Raw genomic sequence first — 23,466 nt, forward strand, 5'->3', positions numbered from 1 at the left:
TGGGTGACTTAGTCAAAAAAGGGTGCGGAGTCAACCGCGCAAGGCAGATTAGCGACCCTCAGGGCCCTCATAGTGGCGTTCGACCTGTGCGACCCTGAGCGTGTAATGGTCATACCAGCGGGCTTTGCCAAGCTTCTGTGCCATCAGATGGGTGGAAATCTGTTTCCAGCCCAACACCGCCTGCGCGTCGCGCCAGTAGCTGACAGTGATGCCATAGCCGCGGCTGTCACGCAGCGACTCGGCCCCGATATAGCCGGGCTGTTTGCTGGCCAGATCCGCCAGAAGCTCGGCCATTTCATGATAGCCCGCGGTTTCCGCCCCCAGTTGCGAGGAAAAGATCACCGCGTGATAGGGCGGGTCGGGCATCGGCGCAAAGGTCGACATGGGCGGTCCTTATAAAAAAGGCCCGCAGCGCGAAGCTACGGGCCTGTGATGCACGCTATGCGCGATGGTCTCAGGCGGCAAGGCCTTTGATCTGCTCTTCGGCTTTCGCGAGTGCTTCGGCTTCGCCCATGGCAACGCCCTCGGCGGAGATGAAGGTGACATCGGTCAGGCCGATGAAGGCCAGAACCTGCTTGAGATAGCTCGATGCAAGATCATAACCCGAGCCTTGCGGCACGCCGCCCGAGGCATAGGCCACGAAAACGCGTTTGGGGTTCACCAGACCTTCGGGGCCGGCTTCGGTGTAGCGGAAGGTTTCACCAACGCGGCAGATCATGTCGACCCATGCTTTCAGCGGGCCGGTGACGCCGAAGTTGTAGAGCGGCATGCCGATGACGATCTCGTCGGCGGCCTTGATCTCGGCGATCAGCTCGTCGGAGACTTTCAGCAGCTCTTTTTGCTCGGCCGTGCGGTTTTCGGCGGGGGTATAGGCCGCGCCGAGCCATGCGCCGTCGATCAGCGAAAGGGTGCTGGTGTCACGGGTGACGACATCGCCACCGAGTTTTTCGCAGATCATACCAGTCAGTTTGCGGGTGACGGAGGCGTCGCCCTTGATCGAGCTGTCGATGCGCAGAATGGACATTGGGATCTCCATAAAAGGAAAAGGGGAGGATTTTTTAGTCTGACGCAGGATTGCCCCTTGCCACCTCGAACTCAACTGGCATGATCGCACGAAGTTTGTTCGCGGGTGCACAGCATGAGTTTCGATAACTGGGATGAAATCAGAACGGCCTATCAGGTCGCGCGCGTGGGGACGGTGTCGGGGGCCGCAGAAGTGCTTGGTGTGCACCATGCTACGGTGATCCGCCATGTCGATGCGCTGGAGCACCGGCTGGGCACGAAGCTGTTCCAGCGCCATCCGCGCGGCTATACGCCCACCGAGGCCGGTCACCAGCTTCTGGCGGTAGGGCAGGCCACAGAAGACCAGTTCAGCCAGCTGGCCGCACGGATTGCGGGGGCGGGCGAGGAGGTCTCGGGCGAGTTGATCGTGACTTCGGTGCCCACGATTTCCACCCTGATTCTCCCCGCGCTCGAGCAGATGCTGGTGGATCATCCCAAATTGCAGCTGCGCTATCTGACCGACCAGCGCGTCTTCCGTCTGGAATATGGCGAGGCGCATGTGGCCATCCGTGCGGGCAACCGCCCGACCGAGCCCGATAACGTTGTCCAGCAGCTCTGCGCCAACCGCACGGGGCTCTATGCGGGCAAGAGCTATATCGAGCGTTTCGGAATGCCGACCGAGGATACGCTTGATCAGCACCGTTTCATCGGCCCTGAACAGCGCGACAGCCGTGCGCCTTTCTGGCGCTGGATGTCGAATGCGGTGCCCGATGAATGTGTGGTGTTCCGTGCCAATGACCACGAGAGCCAGTTGGCTGCGGTGCGTCAGGGGCTTGGTCTGGGCTTTGTGCCCTATAACGAGGGCTGCTCCGATAGCCGGATGGTCGAGGTTCTGCCGCCGCGCCCCGAATGGGAATCGGCTCTGTGGCTGGTAACCCATGTCGATTTGCACCGCACGGCGAAGGTGCAGGCGGTTCTCAAAGTGTTGAAAGATCTGATCGGCAGCCCACGTCCGATGTGACGCCGCTTGACAGGATCTGCCAAGGGAAAAGGCCACGGATCGCTCCGTGGCCTTTCTGCTTTAGCATTTCGCGTCAGTATTCGGCGCGGCGCGGGATCTCAGGCTGGACGACCGGAATGGTCGAGGGCAGCGAGAGCCGCGGCAGCGACAGGGCAGGGCCACTGGGACGGAGATCGCCCTGGGTCTCCTCGCGCGGGGCAGGGGCCTCGCGCTTGGCGGGTTTGCGGCGCATCCATTCCGAGACCCAGGCGATGGCGTAAAGCAGGCCCAGCCCGCCCAGCACCAGAACGCTATCTTGCACGAAGCCGCCCGGATGCACGACCTTGACCGCCTGTGCAAAGATCGCCAGCACGGTCCCGAAGGCAAAGATCTTCAGCCCGTTACGGCCCAGCAGGCGCAACGGCGCAGCCGCCTTCGATGCAGCGATCTGCGGCACGAGGAACGGCATCGACAGGATATAGGCCAGCGCCAGCACATGCAGCAGACGCGGCAATGACAGGAAGGTCTTGTCGAAGGTCACGAGGAAGAAGGGCACGCCATGGTCCTTCAGGCTGCCAAGCGCGGGGCCGAGATTTTGGAGCATCCAGGTGTTGTTGACCCAGATCGCCGAGAATACGAGCCAGAGAGCCGCGGTGATGACCACTGGCTTATGGACACCCAGAAACCGTTTGCCACTCCGCATCGCCGTGCCGGTCAGGATGCCGATACAGAAGATCAGCTGCCACGAGAGCGGATTGAAGAACCAGCCGCCCTCATAAGGGAAGTTGGGGAAGTTCAGGCGGAACATGCCCGCGCTTGCCCAGACCACCAGCGAGATCGCCAGAAGTTTCAACGGCGCAGTTTGCGACAGTCGGATCATGAACGGGGCCGCGATCATCAGCACCGCATACATCGGCAGGATGTTCACATAGCCTAACTGGTGCGTCAGGGAGGCCAGCCCGATGAGCCATTGCAACGGCTGGTCGGCCAATGGGCCGAAAGCATTCATCTCCAGCAGCTTGTCACCACCGAAGAACAATGCGCCACCCGCGAAGATCGCGATGACCCAGAACGTGATCACCAGATGCGTCATATAGAGCGTCCACGAGCGGCCCCAGATCTTGCCGAAGCTCTGGCGGTTGAACCCGTCAGCCAGCTTCGGCCCGTAGGCCAGAGCGGCTGCAAGGCCGGACATGAAGACGAAGCCCTCGGCGGCATCGGAATGACCGAAATTGCGCGAGGTGAAATTCTCGTAGATCTGGTGGGGGATGTGATTGACGAAGATCATCGCCAGAGCGATGCCGCGGAAGAAATCCAGCCGCGGATCGCGCGCGGACCGAGTTTCAGGCATGTTGTTGTTCCTCTATGGTCGAGGCCTCCGGTTCAGCCGACCAATTGTTGAGAATCCGGTCATGCAGCTCCATGATCGGGGCGGCATGATATTCTGTAGGGGTGCCGAAGAGATTCCCCTTGGCTGTACGCGAGGTCACAGAGATGACGAAGGGCGCCAGAATCATCGGGATGCCAACAGGCGAAAGCCACCAGAACAGCCCCGGTGCATACATGAAAATCGCGCACATTCCAAGCGCGCCGATAAGCACGATCCACCACGATGCCTTGAGCCCGTCGCGCAAGCCCAGCGTGCCATCGCCACGGTTGTTGGTGGGCCAGCCACCATCCGCACCGAAGATCACTTGCAACACCGAGCGGGTCGAGAACATCAAGAGGATCGGTGCATTGACCGAGCTGATCAGCAACTCGCAGACGGTGCCGGCAAGCGCGTTGAGCCCGCCCCCGAAACCGCGCGAGGTTCCGTCGGCCCATGAGCGCAGCGCGATCAGCAGTTTCGGCAGCAGCAGAAGGCCGATGATCCCGATGAACAGACCGATCGCTTTCGACGCCTCCGAAGGCGGGAAATAGGGGAAGGGCCAGTTGGGCTCGGGGAAGTAGTTGGGCGGAGCGACAAAGGCCATCGCGCCGACCGATGCAAGGATGAAGGCCAGCCAGAACAACGGCGAGATATAGGCCATGATCCCTTGCGCGAAGACGAAACGCGACCACATCCGCAGGTCGGGCGCGTTGATGATACGCGTATGCTGGAGGTTGCCCTGACACCAGCGGCGGTCGCGTTTGGCGTGATCTACGATGTTCTCGGGGCCTTCCTCGAAAGAGCCCTCGAGATCGTCATCCAGACGGACGGTCCAGCCGCCACGCGCCAGAAGCGCAGCCTCGACATAATCATGGCTCATGACATGGCCACCAAAGGGGGGCTTGCCACGCAGGGTCGGCAGGCCGCAGCACTCGGCAAAGGCACGGGTGCGCACCATCGCGTTATGGCCCCAGAACGGACCGGTGCGCCCCTGCATCATCGCAAGGCCACGCGCGAAGACGGGGGAGAAGAAGGCGGCGGAAAACTGCATCGCACGCCCGAAATAGGAGCGGGCACGGATGACCTTTGGCAGGGTCTGCAACAGGCCGAGCCGTGGATCGGCTTCCATTCGGCGGGCCATCTGCAGGATAGTTTCGCCTTCCATCAGGCTGTCGGCATCAAGGATCAGAGCGAAGTCATAGGCACCGCCCGAACGGGTGATGAAATCCTCGATATTGCCGGCTTTCTTGCCGGTGTTGTTTTCGCGGCGGCGGTAATAATACCGCCCCATTCCGTTACGTTCCTTGACGAGCTTGGCAAAGAGGAGTTCCTCGCGGCGCGCGGTCAGATCGTTACGGGTGTCGGAGAGAATGGCAAAATGCACTTCGGCCGAAGTGCCTGCCTTTGTCTGGGCGTCCTGCAGGGAGGCATCCATCGCGGCGAGGCGGGTAAAGGTGTAGAGCGGGTCCTCGTTATAGACCGGCATCAGAACGACCGTGCGCCCCTTGATCGGGGCGCTCGGGTCATATTCGGGCGCTTTGGCGCGGGTGGTCAGCCCGATCAGGGCCTGAACGGCCCCCCAAGCCAGCCAGAGCGTGGAAATCAGGATGAGAACGGCACGGACGACGTCAAACGCGTCCAGACCGTCGGCCGAGCCGAACTGGAGGAACAGAACGAAGGCACCGCCGCCCGCCACGAGGCTCAGTGCAATGGCAATGCTGCGCAAAGCCCAGAGGAACAGGCGTCCAACGGTCATCTCGATTTCCTATCTAGCGATCAGCCGCGATGCGCGCGCATCGGCTGCGGCAGAAGGGCCAGCAGCGCCTGCCAGATGCCCGCGCCTTCGCGTTCGAGCACCTGCACCGGCATTGCCATCGGCGCATCGGGAAGGGCGCAGGGGCCCATGATCAGGTCCTGCGGTTCAGTCGTCACGGCGTCCACCGCCGCGGGGGAGGTATTTACGGTCATGCTTTGATCCATTGGTAGGCCCATGTTTCAGATTGCTTGGAACCATAACCCTCAAGGTAGGCGGTAAGTTCCACTGTGGAGCCTTCTTCGGCTTCTACATCCATCACGAGGCGCCAAATGTCATGGCCAGGGATCTTGGAGAAGCTCTGGTTGGTGATAGACCCTCCGCTGATCGTGTTGACGACTTTCAGGTCCTCAACCTTCTCGGACGGAAGATTCGCGATACGCCCGCCTGTGAAGTCCACAACGAACTTCCGGGTCTTATCGTTGCTGCCCGCAACCCCGCCGGCACCGGCGAAGGTTTCCTTTACATGTGCGATGTCCTCGTTCGGATCAAGGGGCAGATCGCCCCAGCTGAGCCGATAGGAGAATTCCCGCTCCTGTCCCGCTTTGGCGCCATCCTTGGGCACCCAGAACGCGACGATATTGTCATTGGCCTCCGCCTCCGACGGAATCTCCACCAGACGGACCATGCCATCACCCCAATCGCTTGTGGGCTCGACCTTCAGGGAGGGGCGACGCTCGTAGCGGGCCCAAGCATCCTGATACTGTTCGAACTCGCGGTCGCGCTGGTAGAGGCCGAAGCTTTTCGGCGCGGTCTCGCTGAAATAGCTCGAGGCAAGCCGGTCGGGATTGGCCAGCGGACGCCAGACGCGCTCGCCATTGGCTTTCACGATCATCAGCCCGTCGCTGTCATGCACCTGCGGACGGAAATCGTCGAACCGGTCGCGCGAACGGTCGGCATAGAGGAACATCGAGGTCAGCGGGGCCACACCGAGCTGCTGCACATCCTTGCGCAGGAACAGCCGCGCGGTGACCTCCATCACGGTCGCATCGCCGGGCGTGATCACGAAACGGTAGGCACCGGTCAGCGAGGCGCTGTCCATCGCGGCGTAGACGGTCACGGTCCGCGCGTTTTCGGCAGGGCGTTCCACCCAGAAGCGGCGGAAGCGCGGGAATTCTTCTGCGACCGACAGGCCGGTATTGACGGCGAGGCCGCGGGCCGACAGGCCGTATTGCGAATTGCGCCCGAGCGCGCGGAAATAGGAGGCGCCCTGGAAGGCCACCAGCTCATCGAGCACATCGGGACGGTTGAGCGGATAATGCAGCCGGAAGCCAGCAACCCCGGGAAGTGGGGCATGTTCAGGCACGATCTCGCGGGCTTTACGCTCGTAGATGAAATCATCCGTGGAGAAGGTCATTGCCTGCGCCTGACCGTCCTTGATCTCGTAGATCAGTACCGGCTCGCGGAAGAGCCAGCCCATATGGAAGGCCTGAAGCGTGAATTGCGGGTGGTCGCCATCGGCAAAACGCGCGTGCTCTGGATTGAAGCGGATCATGCGATAAGCGTCATAGTCCAGTTCCGAGAGGAACCCGTCCACCTTCTGGGGGGCTACGGCATCCTGCTTGGCCGCCTCGCGCATCTCGATGGTCAGACTGTCGAAGCTGAAGGGCTTGGTCTCGGCGGCGGGGGGCAGTTCGGGCTGCGGGGCCTGCGTCTCTGCGGGGGCCTGCGTAGCCTCCTGTGCCCAGAGCGGACGACCGGCCAATACCCCACCCAGCATCGTGCCAGCGGCAAGATGGGCCATCACCTGACGGCGGTTCGGAGAACGATGTGCGGGCTTGCCGGTTTTAATCATGTATTATCCAGTAATCTCAGGAAGTTCCCTAGGATGCGAACCTCTTACGCCGAGGCATACTCTTGAACCAATATGATGTGCAATAGAGGTTGATATTCAATGTGCAGAACAGCAAAGCACTGTGCTTTGTTCCGCATAATTGCGCTTGTTTCTGTAGGGGTGTGGCGAAAACCCGCCCAAAACTCGGGCGAAACCGAGGGGTTTTCTTGTTAACCACGTCATAAAGGTTAATTTCTGTCGGTTTCTGCGAATGACACCCTCGTGAGAGGCCCGTGTTCGATTCGCCCCGCTTGCCCTTGACATGAGGGGGTGGAATTCGCAGTTAAAGGTAACCTGATCAGTCACGTTGCCGGTCGTTCCACGCGCAGGCAGGCCGTGCGCGAAGCCTTGAACGGACCGGAGAGCAATGTCACCAGCCTTAATTGCCGTCTTGCCATTTCTGGGGGCGCTGCTTCCCGGCGTCTTGATCCGCACCGGAAGAAATACCACAGCGATATCGGTTGCAATCTGCTCCGGCCTTGCGCTTCTGGGGCTGCTTTTGCATTTGCCGGAGGTCATGGCGGGCGAGGTGGTCCGCACGAAGATCGACTGGATGCCGTGGCTCGGCCTCAATGTCGAATTCATGATCGACGGGCTGGGAATGCTTTTTGCCACGCTGATCCTCGGGATCGGGCTGCTGGTGATCCTTTACGCACGCTATTATCTGTCCTCGAAAGATCCGGCGGGCCAGTTCTACACCTATCTGATGCTCTTTCAGGGCGCGATGGTGGGTATCGTTCTGTCCGACAACATCCTGCTTCTGTTGATCTTCTGGGAACTGACCTCGCTGTCCTCCTTCCTGCTGATCGGCTATTGGAAGCACCTCCCCGAAGGGCGTCAGGGCGCGCGTATGGCGCTGACCGTCACGGGGGCAGGCGGGCTTGCAATGATCGCGGGGATGATGCTGCTGGGCCATATCGCGGGCAGTTACACGATCTCGGATATCCTTGCGGCGAAAGACGCGATCCAGTCCTCCGATCTCTATCTTCCGGCGCTGATCCTGATCCTTTTGGGGGCGTTCACGAAATCGGCGCAGTTCCCGTTCCATTTCTGGTTGCCGCATGCGATGGCTGCGCCCACGCCGGTGTCGTCCTACCTGCACTCGGCCACGATGGTGAAAGCCGGTCTCTTCCTGATGGCGCGGCTCTGGCCGGTGCTCTCGGGGACGCCGGAATGGTTCTACATTGTGGTGACGGTCGGGCTGGTCACAATGCTGATTGCCGCCAAGATCGCGATCTTCAAGGATGATATGAAGGGGCTTCTGGCCTATTCGACCATCTCGCATCTGGGGTTAATCACCTTCTGCTTCGGGCTTGGCACGCAGGCGGGTGTGATCGCCGGTGTCTTCCACATCATTAACCACGCGACCTTCAAGGCCGCGCTCTTCATGACGGCGGGTATCGTCGACCACGAGGCCCATACCCGCGATCTCAAGCGCCTTGGTGGCTTGCGCAAGCTGATGCCGGTGACCTTCACCATCGGCACCATCGCGACGCTCTCGATGGCGGGCATCCCGTTATTCAACGGCTTCCTGTCGAAGGAGCTGATGCTCTACGAGGCGGCCAAGACCCCGTGGCTGGGCAATGAGTGGCTGATCCCCGTGCTGGCCACCATCGCGGCGCTCCTGTCGGCGGCCTATTCCTTCCGCTTCATCTGGCACGGCTTCATGGGTCCGGTGCGCGACGACTATCCGCACAAACCCCATGACCCGGGCTTCGGCATGTGGGCAAGCCCTGCTTTCCTCGCCTGCCTTGTGCTGCTGATCGGCTGCTTCCCCTTCCTGATGGATCCGTTCGTGGCGATGGTCTCGGAGGCCGTGATCGGCGCGCCGCTCGACGAGCATCTGCATCTGGCGATCTGGCACGGGGTGAATGCGGCGCTGATCATGTCGGTCATCGCGGTGATCGGCGGCATCATCGTGCTATCGGCCTTCAAACCGCTGCGGGCGATCTGGGACGCGGTTCCGCGCCCCGATGCCAAGGCGATGTTCGACTGGGGCATGGTGCGCTGTGCCTGCGCTGCGCGGATTTTCACCTCGGGCCTGCATAACGGCTCGATGGCGCGCTATCTGCTGATCTTCTCGGCGGCGGCACTGGCGATCGGCTTCTGGGCCTGGAGCACAGGCAGCCAGGGGCCGCAGACCCGCGAGATGCTGCCCGTCAGCCCCGTGGCGCTGGTTGGCTGGATCATGCTGGTCACCGCGACCATCTGCGTCGCGGCCTTCCACCGCAACCGCTTCCTTGCGTTGGTACTGGTGGGGATCGTGGGGCTGATCGTCTCGATCTGCTTCATCTATCTCTCGGCACCCGATCTGGCGCTGACCCAGATCTCGGTCGAGGTGGTCACCGCCGTTCTGATGCTGCTGGCGCTCAATTTCCTGCCCAAGGTCACCGCAGCCGAAACCAGCAACCTCAAGCGCCATTTCGACAAGATCTTCTCGGTGGTCGTGGGGCTTGGCACAGGCTCGCTGATCTATGCGCTGATGATGCGCGATTTCGCCTTCCCCTCGATGTCGGAATACCATCTGGCCAATAGCTACAATCTCGCGGGCGGCGATAACGTGGTCAACGTGATCCTCGTCGATTTCCGTGGCTATGATACCTATGGCGAGGTCACCGTGTTGGGGATCGCGGCGCTGGTGATCTTCGCGCTGACCGAGGCGCTCCTGAACGGCACCGGCTCGCGCAAACTGATCGCATGGCGCCCCGATATGCTGCGCGCGGGCGACAAGCACCCGATGATGATGCTGATCGCTACCCGCGTGATGATGCCCATCGCGCTGGTCTTCGGCCTGTTCATCTTCCTGCGCGGGCATAACCTGCCGGGCGGGGGCTTTATCGCCGGTCTGATCGTCGCGATCGCGCTGGTGATGCAATATATCTCCTCGGGCTTTGCATGGACGCAGGCGCGGCAGAAGATCTATTACCACCAGCTGATCGGGCTGGGCGTGCTGGCCGCAGGGATCACCGGCGTGGGCGCATGGTTCAACGGGATGCCCTTCCTGACCTCCGATTTCGGCTATTTCAAACTGCCGTTCCTCGACAAGTTCGAGCTGGCCACCGCCATGGGCTTCGATCTGGGCGTGTTCCTTGGCGTCGTCGGCTCCGTGCTTCTGGCGCTTGGCGGGCTCTCGCGTCTGGCGCGGCGTGCCGCCCTGCCGACCGAGGAACGTGCGGCCCATATCCTGGCCGAACGCCCCGAGGCCCGCACCGTGGCCGAGGTCGGTATCGAGAACTTCCCTGAAGGATCGGTCGTGCCGCGGCGCTGGCTGGAACGGCGCGAGGATGGCAGTTTCGAGGAGCGTCACCTGATGGAGCGCGCGACCGATAGGCCTAATCAAAACGGGCCCAACAAGAATGAGGGAGACCACTGATGGAAGCCTTGGTTGCAAGCGCAATCGGCGTGATGACGGCGGCGGGGATCTACCTGATCCTGCGGCTCAGGGTCTTTCCGGTGGTTCTGGGCATGACGATGCTGTCTTATGCCGTGAACGTCTTCCTCTTTGCGACGGGGCGTCTGGCGGTGAATATGCCGCCGATCCTGCAGGATGGCGTCTCGACCTATACCGACCCGATCCCGCAGGCGCTGGTGCTGACCGCTATCGTGATCAGCTTCGGGATGACCTCGGTGACGGTGATGCTGGCGCTTGGCGCCTTCATCGAGGCGGGCGATGACTATATCGACCTCGATGACGATAAGGAAAAACAAGACTGATGCTGGGCTTCTTTGATCAACTCGTTATCGCGCCCGTGGTGCTGCCGGCCTTTCTGGCGCCCCTGATCGTCTTGTGGATGCGGTTCGACCGCACAGCCCAGCGGGTGTTTTCCATTGTAGGTATGCTGGCGCTGGTCGCGATCTCCCTCACGCTGATGGTGCGCGCTTCCTCGGGCGTGCCGGAGGTCTACCGCCTTGGCGCATGGGAGGCCCCATTCGGGATCGTCCTCGTGCTCGACCAGCTCTCGGCGCTGATGCTGGTGCTGACCTCGGTGCTGGGGCTGGCGATCGCGCTCTATGCCATCGGCTCGGGCTGGGACAAGCGCGGCTGGCACTTCCATTCGCTGCTCCAGTTCCAGATGATGGGCATCAACGGTGCCTTCCTGACAGGCGATGCCTTCAACCTTTTCGTCTTCTTCGAAGTGCTCTTGATTGCCTCCTACGGGTTGATGATCCACGCGGGCGGGCGTGACCGGCTGAAGGCCGGCGTGCAATATGTGGTCTATAATCTCGCCGGTTCTACGCTGTTCCTGTTCGCGCTAGGGACGATCTATGCCACGACCGGCACGTTGAACATGGCAGATCTGGCGCAGAAAGTGGCCCAGATGCCCGCAGGCGAGGCCGCGTTGCTGCGCGTGGGCGCGGCACTGATGATCCTCGTCTTCGCTGTCAAGGGCGCTATCGTCCCCTTCCAATTCTGGCTTCCCGGCACCTATTCCAATGCCCCGGGTCCAGTGGCTGCGCTCTTCGCGATCATGACCAAGGTCGGGATCTATGCGATCATCCGGATCTATACGCTGGTCTTCACCCCCGAAAGTGCGGTGGGTTCGCTGGCCCATGACGTGCTGCTGCCTGCGGCGGCGCTGACGCTGATCATCGGGATGGTGGGCATTTTCGGCGCGCGCGATCTGGGGCGTGTCGTGGCCTTCTCGGTGATCGGCTCGGTCGGCACCATGCTGCTGGCCTTCGCGCAATTCACGCCCGAGGGCACGGCGGCAGGGCTCTACTATATGGTCCATTCGACGCTGGTGGCGGCGGCGCTGTTCCTCGTGGCCGATATGGTCAGGGAACGCCGTGCCATCGGGCTGAAGCTGATCCCGCAGCCGGTGATCGGGCAGAACGGCCTGCTGGCCGCGATGTTCTTCATGGCCGCGATCGGGATGGCCGGTATGCCGCCGCTTTCGGGCTTCCTGGGCAAGCTGATGATCCTGCATGCGACCTTCGGGCAATGGTGGATCTGGGCGGCGATCCTGATCACCTCGCTGATCGCCATCGTGGGCTTCTCGCGGGCGGGCTCGACTGTGTTCTGGAAATGCTACGCCACCGCGGACAGCAAGGACGAGACCCCGCCGCGTCTGGGCGTCGAGGATGCCAGCTCGCCCGCCTTGGCCTTTGTGGCGACAGGCGGCCTGCTGGCGGGGCTTGTGGCCTGGACCGTCTTTGCGGGGCCTGCCACGACCTATGTGCAGGGTATGTCCGCGCAGCTCTATAATAGCGGGAGCTATATCTCGGCGGTGATGGACGGGGCCTATCAGCGTGCCGAAGAGGCGGCGGAGGCCGGTGCCCATCCGCAGGGCGATGACCATGATGTGCAAGACAGTGCCCATGAGCCCGATCACACCGTGATCGACGGCCATTGAGGAGGGGTAGACCATGATTAGACGCATCCTTCCGCATCCGCATCTGACCGTTCTTCTGACGGTGGTGTGGCTCCTGCTGGCCAATGCCTATACGCTCAACTCGCTGGTCTTCGGCATTATCGTCGGGATCGTGATCCCCTGGGTCACCGCGCCCTACTGGCCCGACCGGCCCGTCGTGCGCAATATTCCGAAGATGATCGAATATGCGCTGATCGTGCTATGGGATATCGTGGTCTCGAATATCTCGGTCGCCAAGATCATCCTGTTCAAGCGCAATGCCGATCTGAAGCCGGTCTGGATCTCGATCCCGCTCGACCTTCACACGCCAGAGGCGATCACCGTTTTCGCCGGCACGATCACCATGACACCGGGCACGGTTGCGGCGGAGCTGTCGGCCGATGGTCATTCGCTTCTTGTCCATTGCCTGCATGAAACCGACCCAGAGGGCGCACGCGACGGTATGAAATCCCGCTATGAGGCCCGCCTGAAGGAGATCTTCGAATGATCACCTATGCTCTGATCTTCGCCATCGGCTGCTATGCGCTGGCGCTTCTGTTCAACCTCTATCGCGTGGTGAAATCGCCGGGCGTGACAGACCGTATTCTGGCGCTCGATACGATGGCGGTGAATGCAATCGGACTGTTTGTCTGTTTCGGGATCTGGGAAGGCACCGCGATCTTCTTCGAGGCCTCTATCCTTTATGCCATGGTGGGCTTCGTCTCGACGGTGGCCTATGCCAAATTCCTTCTCCGCGGCGATCTGATCGAGTGAGGTAAGATATGGAACTGTTTTGGGAAATTCTTGTCTCGGCGCTTCTGGTCATCGGTGGCTTCTTCGGGCTTGTGGGCTCGTTCGGGCTGGTGAAACTGCCCGATGCCATGACGCGGCTCCATGCGCCCACGATGACGGCGACGCTCGGGGTGGGGGCCTGCCTGATCGCATCGATGGTGTGGTTCGGTGCGGAAAAGGGCGAGCTGTCCCTGCACGAACTGATGATCACGCTCTTCCTCTTCATGACCGCGCCGATCACCGCGCATTTCCTGTCCAAGGCGATCATGCTGCGCAACATTCCGCGCGAGTCCTTGCCCAAACCCACCGAGGGCGACTGGGCGGTCTACACGCCCCTGTCCGATACGGCGGCGCATGAGCTGGATGAAGCCGTAGAGATCGAAAAGGAGCGCGCCGAGAAAGCGCGTAAGAAGGCCATTCTCGAGGACGAATACGAGGGTGAGGTCGACGGAACCGATCCGGTGGACGAGGGCAAAGACAACCAGAAGTGATTCATATTAAATAAAGATCGGTGTGATCATTATAGGGGGCAGGCCGATGGTCTGCCCCTACTACTTGGACGATAACGATGGACACACCCGATCTCTTTTATGATGAGGATGTCTCCCTCGCGAAAGCGGTTCTCGATGGAGATCATCGGGCCGCCTTACAGCGCATAGAGACACTCTGGTCGCAGAAGGGACCAAGTCCAGATCTGATGTTACAGGCGATCCGCAGCAGCTGGGCGCTTGGTCAGGATGTACAGGCCCGTAAGCTGGCGCAGGAAGGGGTGACCCTCTGGGCGGATCGCGCTCCGCTATGGGGGATCTACGCCGCGATCCTGACGGCATTCGGCGCTGTGGACGAGGCGGTTGCCGCCTATGACCGTGCGCTGTTCTATGCACCGGAGGATGTCCGCCTGTTATCCGGGCGCAACCGGTTGCGCCGTTTTCCCTGCTCCGGCCGCGAGGCACGTCGTCTCGAGGCCACCTGCGAGGACGAGAGCACCAGCACGCGTCTGCGGGTGAGCGCCGAATTCGCGCTTGCCGCGATCGAGGATGCCGAAGGGCAGTATGACCGTGCCTTTGCCCATTACAGCCGCGGCAATGCGCTCAAGATGCGCGGCTATGATCCGCTGGTGACCGAACAGCGTCTGGCCGACCAGCTGGAATTCTGCCCCGATCTGGCCGATCTGGCGGGGGCGCCGCCCGCGCAGGGGCCGCGTATGGTCTTTATCGGTGGTCTGCCGCGCTCGGGCACGACCCTGACAGAACAGATCCTCCTGCGCCATGATCAGGTCTCTACATTGGGCGAGGCGCCCGATTTCCGGCTTGCGATACTGGATCTGATGCGGTCCGAGCAGGCCAACGGCCGGCTCGTTGCGGATTACTGGAAGTGGTTCGGCGTGCCGGGACAACCGCTGGTCCGAAGTCTGGAGGCGCTCTATCGCCAGCGGATCACCGAGCGGCGGGTCGAGACGCCGGTCCTGCTGTCCAAGACCCCGCTCGATCTGTCCCATGCGGGGCTGTTGCGGGCCATGCTTCCCGAGGCGCGGTTTATCGCGCTGGACCGGCATCCGCTGGATCTGGGGCTGTCTTTGTTCATGACCGATTTTGCCAATGGTCACGGATTCAGCGAACGGTTGGACTGGATCGCTCATATGATCCAGCTCACCGACCAGTCGATGCGGGACTATGCGCAGAAGCTGGGGCCTGTGTTCCGCATCCAGTCACTGCAGGCGCTGATCGATTATCCCGAGCAGCAGATCCCGCAACTTCTGGATCATATCGGTCTGCAGATGCAGAGCGCCTGCTTCGACCCGAAAGCTGCGGCAGGGGCCGTGCGCACGGCCTCCGATTTGCGGGTGCGGCGCGGGATCAATCGTGATGGTGTAGCGCGCTGGCGCCATTACGAGGCCCATCTCCAGCCCTTGATCGAGGCATTGGGGCGGGACTGGATCGCCGAGTGGGAAGAGCGTGATGCTCAAGCCGCGCCCCGCCTGAACAAGGCCTCCTGACGAAAAAAGGCGCCCCGGGGGGCGCCTTTGATGCCGTTCAGTGCGAGCTTCAGAGAAGCCCTGCGAATTCCATCGCCTCGTCGATACGGGCCTTGACGCCATCGCTCAGGCCGACCAGCGGCAGGCGCACCTCGTCCGAGCATAGCCCCAGACGCGACATTGCGTATTTCGCGCCGCAGACGCCCGGTTCGAGGAAGATGGCGATATGCAGTGGCATCAGCTTGTCGGAGATCTCGAGCGCGCGGGCCCAGTCACCGGCCAGTGTGGCGTTCTGGAACTCGGAGCAGAGCTTCGGGGCCACGTTTGCGGTGACCGAGATGCAGCCGACGCCGCCCATCGCGTTGAAGCCGAGCGCCGTGCCATCCTCGCCCGACAGCTGCAGGAAGTCCTTGCCGCAGGTGATGCGTTGCTTGGCCACGCGCATCAGATCGCCAGTGGCATCCTTCACGCCGACGATCCGCGGCAGCTTGGCCAGTTCGCCCATGGTTTCCGGCGTCATATCCACGACCGAGCGGCCGGGGATGTTGTAGATGATGATCGGAATATTCGAGGCATCATGCATCGCGGTGAAATGCGCGATCATACCGGCCTGAGTGGGCTTGTTGTAATAGGGCGTCACGACCAGCGCGCCATCGGCGCCTGCGGCCTGCGCGTGCTGGATCAGCTCGATCCCCTCGCGGGTGTAATTGGAGCCGGCACCGGCGATGATCTTCATGCGCCCTGCGGCAACCTTCACGACCTCGGCCACGACGGTGTTATGCTCGGCATGGCTGAGCGTGGGCGACTCGCCGGTGGTGCCTACGGGCACCAGACCGTGACTGCCCTGATCGGCATGCCAGTCGACGATCTTCTTGAGCGCGTCCAGATCCAGCTCGCCGTCCTTGAACGGCGTGATGAGGGCGGGGTAGGACCCTTTGAACATGACACGCTCCTTTGCAGTGTTGGGTATCCGAACGGAATCGTCGGGTTAAAATCGGGCGGACATTATGCGAGCTTGGCGCTCTTGCCAACTTGTGAATTGCACTGGCCTGTCACTATGGCACACAAGAGGCCAAGCAAAGAGGATCCCATGCATCGAAAGACCCTTCTCGCCAGCCTGATCGTTCTGACATTCGGGGCGGTTTGCGCCCTGCCGGACGTTGTGCATGCCGAAGACGCTCCTCGAGATGCTGGCGAGGCATTGGCGCAGGCGCTCGAACTGGCCGACCGGAAGGACTGGCCGGCAGCACAGGATGCGGCGCGCCATTCGGGCATGGTGGGCTTTGATTTGATCGAATGGGAGCGGCTGCGCGCGGGCGAGGGCAGCTTCCGCGACTATGCCGATTTCTCGGCCCGCAGACCCGACTGGCCGGGTATGCCGCTGCTGCGTCGCAAGGGCGAGGACAAGCTCGAGGGTGTGAGCCCCGATCAGGTGATCTCCTATTTCGCGCAGCACAAGCCGCAGACGGGCACGGGATCGCTGGCGCTGATCGCGGCCTATCAAGCCAGGGGCGAGAGCACATCCGCCGCGACCGAAGCCGAGAGGGCATGGCGCCATCTGGATCTGAGCGCGGACGAACAGCAGGCCTTTCTGGAGCGCTATGGTGTGTTGGTCGCGCCCTCGAATGGCGGGCGGATGCAGGCGATGCTGGACCGGGGTGATCTGACACAGGCGCGGCGGATGCTGGATCTGGTGCCGCCCGGCACCAAGGCCGTGGCCGAGGCCCGTATAGCACTGCAGGCGCGGCGCGACGGGGTGGACGGGCTCGTTGATGCGGTGCCAGACTATATGATGCATTCCTACGGGCTTGCGCGGGATCGTGCGGTCTGGCGCTGGCGCAAGAGCCTTGAGGACGGGGCGGCGGAGCTGATCCTCGGCTGGTCGTCCTCGGCCAAGAAACTGGGCGACCCCGAGATGTGGGCCGATGTGCGCAAACGGATGGCGCGTTGGGACATGCGGCGGGGGGATTTCCACCGCGCCTATCGCGAGGCCGCCAATCACCATCTGAAACCCGGCGGGTCGGATTATGCCGAGCTGGAGTTTCTGGCGGGGTTTGCGGCGCTGAAGCTTGATGATGCCCCCACGGCGCTGCGCCACTTCCAGGCACTCTCGGCGGCGGTGGGCAGCCCGATCTCGCAATCGCGGGCCGATTACTGGCGGGGGCGCGCGCTTGAGGCATTGGGGCGCAAGACCGAGGCCGATCAGGCCTATGGGGCGGCGGCGCGCTACCAGACAGCCTATTACGGGCTGCTGGCCTCGGAGAAGATCGGCAAGCCTCTGGACCGCGCTCTGGTGCAGCCCGATCCGCTGCCGGACTGGCGTGCGGGGGGCTATGACCAAAGCTCGGTATTTCAGGCAGCACTTCTGTTGCATGCGGCAGGAGATCAGCCGTTGGCCGAGCGGTTCGTGCTGCAATACGAGGAGAATATCGACGATAGCCGCATACCGGGGCTGGTTGATCTGGCACTCGAATGGCGCGACCCGCATCTGGCGCTGCAACTTTCCAAACGTGCCGCTCTTAACGGGACCATTCTGGTGGCGGGCTATTTTCCGATCCCCGAGCTGAGAACCCATGATCTGGCCGTGCCCGAAGAGCTTGCCCTGTCGATCGCGCGGCGCGAGAGCGAGTTCGATCATACGGTCGTGTCTTATGTGGGGGCACGTGGCCTGATGCAGCTGATGCCCGGCACCGCCAAGATGATGGCCGCAAAGCTGGGGGTCGAGTATCGCCCCGATGATCTGACGAGGGATGTCACCTATAATATCCAGCTGGGGTCGGAATACCTCAAAGGGCTGCGCGACGATTTCGGCAATTCGCCCCTGCTGGTGGCGGCGGGCTATAATGCGGGGCCGGGTCGGTCGCGGCAATGGATCGAGGAGATGGGCGATCCGCGCGCGCCGGGCACGGATGTCGTCGACTGGGTCGAGATGATCCCGTTCGACGAGACGCGCAACTATGTCATGCGCGTCTCCGAAAGCCTGCCGATCTATCGTGCGCGGTTGGGCGAACCTCCCGTGCCCTTCACGCAGGAGCTACGCGGTGACGGCCCCTGATCAGGGCTTCACCGTGGGCGCGGGCGGCACGGGGTCGATGTTTTTCTGCGCCTGCCGCCAGAGCGTGAACAGCCCCGCCAGCACCACGAAACAGGCACCGATGGCCACATTGGTGCGCAGCACATCGCCAAAGACCGCCATGCCGATCATCGCGCCCCAGACGAGCTGAAGATAGCTGAAGGGCTGGATCGCCGAGGCCTCGGCCATCTCGTAGGCGCGGATCATCAGGGCATGGCCCAGAACGCCGGTGACACAGAGGATGGCCATCCAGATCCAGTCGGGGCCGGACATCGGTTGCCAAAACCACATGCCGACGACGGTGGAAATGATCGCCCCGCCGACGGCAGTCCAGAAGATCGAGGTGTTGCTATCGTCCTTGTCGGCGACCTTGCGGGTCAGGAGCCCGTAGACCGCAAACATCACTGCGCACAGGAAGGGGAAGGTCGCCGCCGGCGAGAAGACATTCCCCGAGGGTTTGAGGATGATCAGCACGCCGACAAAGCCGATGCCGATCGCGGTCCATCGCCGCCAGCCAACCTTCTCGCCCAGCACGGGGCCGGAAAGGGCCGCCACGATCAGCGGATAGCAGATGAACACGGCATGGGTCTCGATCAGGCCCAGCATCACGAAGGCCGCGATCATCACATAGATTTCGAGCACGAGGAAAATCGCACGGATCGCCTGCATCCACGGGTGATGGGCGCGGATGGCGCGCGCCAGCCCGCCCTGCTTGCGCCCCGCAAGCCAGATCGCAAAAAGCGCAAAGAACCAGAAGCGGATCATCACGACCATATAGGTGTTGTAGGTGTCGGCCAGATGGCGCGAGATCGCATCCTGCGCCGCAAAGACGATCGTCACGATGATGATCAGGATCGCCCCGAGTTTGTTATTGTTCTGGACGGCCATCACGCGGATTCCTTCGGGACGAGCTGTCCGCGTGACATATGACGTTTATTGCCGAAGCCCGAGACGCGCTCGACCTCGAACCCTGCAGCTTTCAGCGCGCGGCGCACGAAACCTGCGGCGGTATAGGTGGCGAAGGTGCCGCCCTGTGCCGTATGGCGGCCCACTTCGGCCATCAGATCCTCGCCCCAGAGTTCGGGGTTCTTGGCGGGCGAGAACCCGTCGAGATACCACGCGTCGGCGCGGCCCTCCCATCGCGGCAGAGCCTCGCGGGCATCCTCCATGAGGATACGCACCTGGATTTTGCCCAAGGTGAACTCGGTCTGCCCCTTCCCCCAGGCATCGATCAGCGGATCGGCAATGGCGCGGGCCTCGGGGAAGGCCTCGAGCGCGCGGCCCATCTCGGCGGCGGACATCGGAAATGCCTCGAAGCTGGTATAGTGCAGCGCCGCATCGGGGCAGGCCAGCGCCGTGGCCAGCAGGTTCAGCCCCGTGCCGAAGCCCAGTTCGGCAATCCGGAAGCCATCTTTCGCCCGCGCAGGCAGATCATTGCCGCGCAAAAAGACATGGCGGGTTTCCTCAAGCCCGTTTCCGAGCGAGAAATAGGGATCATCGAAGCGCGAGGACACAGGAATGGCCTCGTCGCGCCATGTCAGGTCAGCTTCACTCTGGTCAGTGCGGGTCATGCGGGGTAGGGCCTTGGATCAACAGGGCGCCGGACGCCCGAGCGGGACAATGCAGAAAGGCAAAGGCAATGACAAGCGGGCTTAGGGTCAATCCGGTCAGCCATGTCGGCGATCAGGTCACGGTGCGGGGCGCGGGGGTCTTCGGGCTTGCCTGCGCCTTCGAGATGGCGCGACGTGGCGCGCGGGTGCGGGTAATCGATATCCATGGCGTCGGGGCCGGTGCCTCGGGCGGCACGGTGGGGGCGCTTGCACCCCATGTGCCCGAGAACTGGAATCCCAAGAAGCAGTTCCAGTTGGAAAGCCTGCTGATGGCGGACGCGTTCTGGTCCGATGCCGCGCGGATCGGTGGCGGGGATGCGGGCTATGCCAGGATCGGCCGCCTGCAGCCGCTGGCCGACGACGCTCAGATCGTCCGCGCCAGAGAACGCGGCGAGAACGCGAAGACGCTGTGGCAGGGGAAAGCGGTCTGGGAGGTGGTGCCAATGCGGGAGTTCGGCCCCCTCGGCTTTGAAAGCCCCAGCGGATATGTGGTGCATGATACCCTCAGCGCCCGGGCCTGCCCGAGGGCTACAGGCGATGCACTGGCACGGGCGATTATTGCTCTCGGCGGTGAGGTCCTCATCGGTGAGGCCGAAGAGACAGGCCCCGTGCTGCATGCAACGGGCGCGGCAGGACTGCAGGATCTGGGCCTGCAACTGGGCAAGAACGTAGGCGCAGGGATAAAAGGTCAGGCGGCGGTCTTTGCCTTCGACGCTGGTGACGTGCCGCAAATCTATGCCGAAAGTCTGCATATCATCCCGCATTCCAATGGAACGGTGGCAATTGGATCGACCTCCGAGCGCGCGTATGACAACGCCCACCGGACGGACGATCAGCTGGAGGCGCTCATCGCCAGAACCCGCCAGATCTGCCCCGAACTGGCTGGAGCCGAAGTCGTGGACCGCTGGGCAGGGCTACGCCCCCGCGCCAAAAGCCGTGCGCCGATGCTGGGCGCTTGGCCTGACCGTGCAGGGCATTTCATTGCCAATGGCGGGTTCAAGATCGGCTTCGGCATGGCGCCCAAAGTCGCGCAGGTGATGGCCGATCTGATCCTCGAGAACAGGACGCAGATCCCTCAGGGCTTCCATGTCGAGGATAATCTCTGAGGAACGCGGAGGGGCTTTGCCCCTCTTCGGCTTCGCCGAATTCACCCCAGGATATTTATGGACGCTGGAAGTAACGGTTTTCCAGCGTCCATAAATATCCCGGGGGAGGCGGGCCTTGGCCCGACGGGGGCAGAGCCCCCTCTTCTACCAGCGATCTAGGGCGACCTCGTCGCTCTGCTTCGCGGCGACCCATTCGCTCCGATCGGCGAAATGCTCTTTTTTCCAGAAGGGCGCGCGGGATTTCAGGAAATCCATCAGATAGTCGGCCGCCTCGAAAGCGGCCTTGCGATGGGGACTGGCGGTGGCCACCATCATGATCTCGTCACCCGGCTCCAGCCGGCCAATCCGGTGGATGATGGTCACATTGGTCAGCGCCCAGCGGGTCTGCGCGTCTTCGGCGATCTTGACCAAAGCGCGTTCGGTCATGCCGGGATAATGTTCCAGTTCCAGTGCTTGTAATGTGCCGGTGTCGTCGCGCACGATCCCTGTGAAGCTGACCACGGCACCCGCACGGCCGCCATGGCCGAACCCTTTCAGCTCTGCGCCCAGATCGAACGGGGCCTCCTGCACCAGAACGCGCATGTCACCCTCCTGTCATCGGCGGAAAGAAGGCAATTTCGCGAGTCTCGCCAAGAGGTGTGTCGAAATCGGAGAGTTCTTGATCGAGCGCCACCCGCAGCGCCGTCAGATCGGCCAGGGCGGCGGCATGATAGTCGCTGCGGGTGCGCAGCTCCTCGACCAGTTCCGCCGCAGTCTGCGCCTCTGTCTCTACGGTTTCGCGGGCCGCGCCGATCCGCTCGCGCACCCATGCGAAATAGACCAGTTCGCGCTTCATTTCGGGCCTCTCAGATAGGGTAGTGCCTTGCGGAAATAGTCCCAGCCGGTGATCGCTGTCAGGATGGCCGCGATCCAGATCAGCACGATCCCTGCATGGGTGGCCAGATCGGCGGGCGTCAGGCCGGTGGGCAGGTCGCCCTCGCCCACGCGCGGCGGGCGGCCCGTTTCGACATAGGTCAGCCCTGTGCCGAGGAAGAGGATGGCGATTGCCACCATTTGCGCCGTGGTTTTCCATTTGGCGAGTCTGGTCACTTTCAGCTTGCCGGAATCGGTACCGAGGAACTCGCGCAGCCCTGCCACGAATGTCTCGCGGAAGAGGATGACCGTCACCGGCAGGATGAGCCATGGGTTCATCCCCGAATACCCCGTGAGGATCACCAGCGCGATCACCACCATCGCCTTATCGGCGATGGGGTCCAGCATCGCGCCGAATTTGCTCTCTTGGCCCCAGGAGCGGGCCAGATAGCCGTCGAACCAGTCAGTGATCGCCGCGACGATGAATAGCGCAAGGGCCAGAAAATCCGCCCAGGGGCGGCTGAAATACAAAAACATCACCGCAACACCGGGGGCGGCAACGAGCCTCAATACAGTGAGGATATTGGGAAGGGTCCACGTCATGGGGGCAAGTTAACCGCGTCGTTCAGGAAGGGGAAGGGGCTTCACCTTTTGGGGTCAAGATAGTCGTGAATCCGGCCTTGCCAATCGGTGACTTTCCAATGGCCCGAGGATTGTTGCGTAAAATACTCGGCCGAGACGGGCACTTTGCCAAAGCCGCCCGGAATATCGAGCACATAGGTGGGCAGGCAATGACCCGAAATCCGCCCGCGCAGGGCGCGCATCAGGGCACGGCCCTCATCGATCGTAGTGCGGAAATGCGAGGTGCCGCGGGCCAGATCGCAGTGATGCAGGTAATAGGGCTTCACCCGCAGGGCCGAGAGCGTGGTGAAGAGGTCGGCCAGCGCCTGCGTGCTGTCATTGACCCCGCGCAGAAGAACCGATTGCGAGATCACTGGGATGCCCGCATCGACAAGCCGTGCAAGGGCTGCGCGGGCATTGGGGGTCAGCTCGGCGGCATGGTTGGTATGCAGCACCAGCCACGGCGCAAGGCGCAGGCTGGCCAGCAGCTGTGTCAGCTCGGGGGTGATACGCTCGGGGGCCACGACCGGCACGCGGGTGTGGAAGCGGACCATCGCGAGATGCGGGATGGCATCGAGCCGCGTCAGCACATCGCGCAGACGGCGCGGCGACAGGGTCAGCGGGTCGCCCCCTGTCAACACCACCTCGCGCAGGGTAGGGGTGGCGGCGATATAATCGAGCGCGGCATCCAGTTGGGCAGGCGGCAGCGGGCCGGTCTCGCCCACGGTCTCGCGACGGAAGCAGAAACGGCAATAGACATCGCAGGTCTTGGTGATGTGTAAGATCACGCGGTCGGGATAGCGATGGGTCAGCCCTTTGACCGGCGAATGCGCCTGATCGCCGATCGGGTCGGCCAGTTCTTCGGGAAGAGTGGTGAGTTCGGCGGCTGTCGGCACGAATTGCGCGGCAATCGCCTGATCGTCCATCTGCATCTCGGGCGTGATGCGGATACGGAACTCCTGTGCGACCCGCGCCAGTAGGGCGGGGTCTTCGGTGCTCAGTCCGGCGGCGGCCAGATCATCGGGGGTGGTCAGCGCGTGGGTCATGGGCTGCGCGCTACGCCCCGGC

At 62.5% G+C, this 23,466-nt stretch carries 23 protein-coding genes; 10 read left to right on the plus strand and 13 right to left on the minus strand.

The features are described from left to right. Positions 1-48: 48 nt before the first annotated feature. Positions 49-384, minus strand: a complete 336-nt coding sequence (locus WDB91_RS05390; protein WP_339114110.1) for an antibiotic biosynthesis monooxygenase — start codon at positions 382-384, stop codon at positions 49-51. 70 nt (positions 385-454) lie between these two features. Continuing rightward, positions 455-1,024, minus strand: coding sequence for an NAD(P)H-dependent oxidoreductase (locus WDB91_RS05395; protein ID WP_339114111.1), 570 nt, complete (start codon positions 1,022-1,024; stop codon positions 455-457). A 114-nt stretch (positions 1,025-1,138) separates the two neighbouring features. On the opposite strand from WDB91_RS05395, the gene WDB91_RS05400 reads away from it, so the two are divergent. Beyond that, positions 1,139-2,023, plus strand: coding sequence for a LysR family transcriptional regulator (locus WDB91_RS05400; protein WP_339114112.1), 885 nt, complete (start codon positions 1,139-1,141; stop codon positions 2,021-2,023). A 73-nt stretch (positions 2,024-2,096) separates the two neighbouring features. Here WDB91_RS05400 and WDB91_RS05405 read toward each other — a convergent pair whose 3' ends face one another. From WDB91_RS05405 to WDB91_RS05420, 4 genes are read right to left on the minus strand one after another with little or no spacing between them, the layout of a single operon-like run. Beyond that, entirely contained in the window at positions 2,097-3,353 is a 1,257-nt protein-coding gene (locus tag WDB91_RS05405) for an OpgC domain-containing protein (protein ID WP_339114113.1), read from the minus strand. Next, entirely contained in the window at positions 3,346-5,127 is a 1,782-nt protein-coding gene (gene mdoH, locus WDB91_RS05410; protein WP_339114114.1) for a glucans biosynthesis glucosyltransferase MdoH, read from the minus strand. The genes WDB91_RS05405 and mdoH overlap by 8 nt, the downstream gene beginning before the upstream one ends. A 20-nt stretch (positions 5,128-5,147) precedes the next feature. Further along, complete coding sequence (locus WDB91_RS05415) at positions 5,148-5,339, minus strand: hypothetical protein (RefSeq protein ID WP_339114115.1); 192 nt, start codon at positions 5,337-5,339, stop codon at positions 5,148-5,150. Next, positions 5,336-6,979 carry a glucan biosynthesis protein G gene (locus tag WDB91_RS05420; protein ID WP_339114116.1) on the minus strand — a complete coding sequence of 548 codons (1,644 nt, stop codon included), beginning with the start codon at positions 6,977-6,979 and terminating at the stop codon, positions 5,336-5,338. Before WDB91_RS05420 ends, WDB91_RS05415 begins: the two co-directional genes overlap by 4 nt. A 406-nt stretch (positions 6,980-7,385) precedes the next feature. Here WDB91_RS05420 and WDB91_RS05425 point away from each other — a divergent pair, with 406 nt between their 5' ends. From WDB91_RS05425 to WDB91_RS05455, 7 genes are all read left to right on the plus strand, one after another. Beyond that, positions 7,386-10,391 (plus strand): monovalent cation/H+ antiporter subunit A, encoded by a 3,006-nt coding sequence (locus WDB91_RS05425; RefSeq protein WP_339114117.1) that lies wholly within the window; start codon positions 7,386-7,388, stop codon positions 10,389-10,391. After that, positions 10,391-10,732, plus strand: coding sequence for a Na+/H+ antiporter subunit C (locus WDB91_RS05430; protein ID WP_339114118.1), 342 nt, complete (start codon positions 10,391-10,393; stop codon positions 10,730-10,732). The genes WDB91_RS05425 and WDB91_RS05430 overlap by 1 nt, the downstream gene beginning before the upstream one ends. Beyond that, positions 10,732-12,372, plus strand: coding sequence for a monovalent cation/H+ antiporter subunit D (locus WDB91_RS05435; protein WP_339114119.1), 1,641 nt, complete (start codon positions 10,732-10,734; stop codon positions 12,370-12,372). Before WDB91_RS05430 ends, WDB91_RS05435 begins: the two co-directional genes overlap by 1 nt. A gap of 13 nt (positions 12,373-12,385) precedes the next feature. Further along, the gene (locus WDB91_RS05440; protein ID WP_339114120.1) at positions 12,386-12,877 is read left to right on the plus strand and encodes a Na+/H+ antiporter subunit E; all 492 of its coding nucleotides are present in this window, start codon (positions 12,386-12,388) and stop codon (positions 12,875-12,877) included. Continuing rightward, entirely contained in the window at positions 12,874-13,143 is a 270-nt protein-coding gene (locus tag WDB91_RS05445; protein WP_339114121.1) for a K+/H+ antiporter subunit F, read from the plus strand. Before WDB91_RS05440 ends, WDB91_RS05445 begins: the two co-directional genes overlap by 4 nt. 8 nt (positions 13,144-13,151) lie before the next feature. Further along, positions 13,152-13,652 (plus strand): Na+/H+ antiporter subunit G, encoded by a 501-nt coding sequence (locus tag WDB91_RS05450; protein WP_339114122.1) that lies wholly within the window; start codon positions 13,152-13,154, stop codon positions 13,650-13,652. A 77-nt stretch (positions 13,653-13,729) separates the two neighbouring features. Continuing rightward, on the plus strand, positions 13,730-15,157 hold the full coding sequence (locus WDB91_RS05455) for a sulfotransferase (protein WP_339114123.1): 1,428 nt from the start codon (positions 13,730-13,732) through the stop codon (positions 15,155-15,157). A 49-nt stretch (positions 15,158-15,206) separates the two neighbouring features. Here WDB91_RS05455 and dapA read toward each other — a convergent pair whose 3' ends face one another. Beyond that, positions 15,207-16,079 carry a 4-hydroxy-tetrahydrodipicolinate synthase gene (dapA, locus tag WDB91_RS05460; protein ID WP_339114124.1) on the minus strand — a complete coding sequence of 291 codons (873 nt, stop codon included), beginning with the start codon at positions 16,077-16,079 and terminating at the stop codon, positions 15,207-15,209. A gap of 147 nt (positions 16,080-16,226) precedes the next feature. On the opposite strand from dapA, the gene WDB91_RS05465 reads away from it, so the two are divergent. Further along, positions 16,227-18,191 (plus strand): lytic transglycosylase domain-containing protein, encoded by a 1,965-nt coding sequence (locus tag WDB91_RS05465; protein ID WP_339114125.1) that lies wholly within the window; start codon positions 16,227-16,229, stop codon positions 18,189-18,191. Here WDB91_RS05465 and WDB91_RS05470 read toward each other — a convergent pair whose 3' ends face one another. Both WDB91_RS05470 and mnmD read right to left on the minus strand, forming a co-directional pair. After that, positions 18,192-19,097, minus strand: a complete 906-nt coding sequence (locus WDB91_RS05470; protein ID WP_339114126.1) for a DMT family transporter — start codon at positions 19,095-19,097, stop codon at positions 18,192-18,194. After that, positions 19,097-19,780: a tRNA (5-methylaminomethyl-2-thiouridine)(34)-methyltransferase MnmD gene (mnmD, locus tag WDB91_RS05475; RefSeq protein WP_339114127.1), complete on the minus strand. Its 684-nt coding sequence runs from the start codon at positions 19,778-19,780 to the stop codon at positions 19,097-19,099. The genes WDB91_RS05470 and mnmD overlap by 1 nt, the downstream gene beginning before the upstream one ends. Positions 19,781-19,848: 68 nt before the next feature. On the opposite strand from mnmD, the gene WDB91_RS05480 reads away from it, so the two are divergent. Then, on the plus strand, positions 19,849-20,925 hold the full coding sequence (locus tag WDB91_RS05480) for an FAD-binding oxidoreductase (RefSeq protein WP_339114128.1): 1,077 nt from the start codon (positions 19,849-19,851) through the stop codon (positions 20,923-20,925). 144 nt (positions 20,926-21,069) lie between these two features. On the opposite strand, the gene WDB91_RS05485 is transcribed toward WDB91_RS05480, so the two are convergent. From WDB91_RS05485 to WDB91_RS05500, 4 genes are read right to left on the minus strand one after another with little or no spacing between them, the layout of a single operon-like run. Beyond that, positions 21,070-21,507, minus strand: a complete 438-nt coding sequence (locus WDB91_RS05485) for a molybdenum cofactor biosynthesis protein MoaE (protein ID WP_339114129.1) — start codon at positions 21,505-21,507, stop codon at positions 21,070-21,072. Between the two features lies 1 nt (position 21,508). Then, positions 21,509-21,760: a molybdopterin converting factor subunit 1 gene (gene moaD, locus WDB91_RS05490; RefSeq protein ID WP_339114130.1), complete on the minus strand. Its 252-nt coding sequence runs from the start codon at positions 21,758-21,760 to the stop codon at positions 21,509-21,511. Further along, entirely contained in the window at positions 21,757-22,380 is a 624-nt protein-coding gene (gene pgsA / locus WDB91_RS05495; protein WP_339114131.1) for a CDP-diacylglycerol--glycerol-3-phosphate 3-phosphatidyltransferase, read from the minus strand. The genes moaD and pgsA overlap by 4 nt, the downstream gene beginning before the upstream one ends. Before the next feature lie 41 nt (positions 22,381-22,421). Then, entirely contained in the window at positions 22,422-23,444 is a 1,023-nt protein-coding gene (locus WDB91_RS05500) for a lysine-2,3-aminomutase-like protein (protein ID WP_339114457.1), read from the minus strand. Between the last annotated feature and the right edge of the window lie 22 nt (positions 23,445-23,466).

The organism is Thioclava sp. GXIMD2076 (genome assembly GCF_037949795.1).
GTDB classification, from domain to species: Bacteria; Pseudomonadota; Alphaproteobacteria; order Rhodobacterales; family Rhodobacteraceae; genus Thioclava; species Thioclava kandeliae.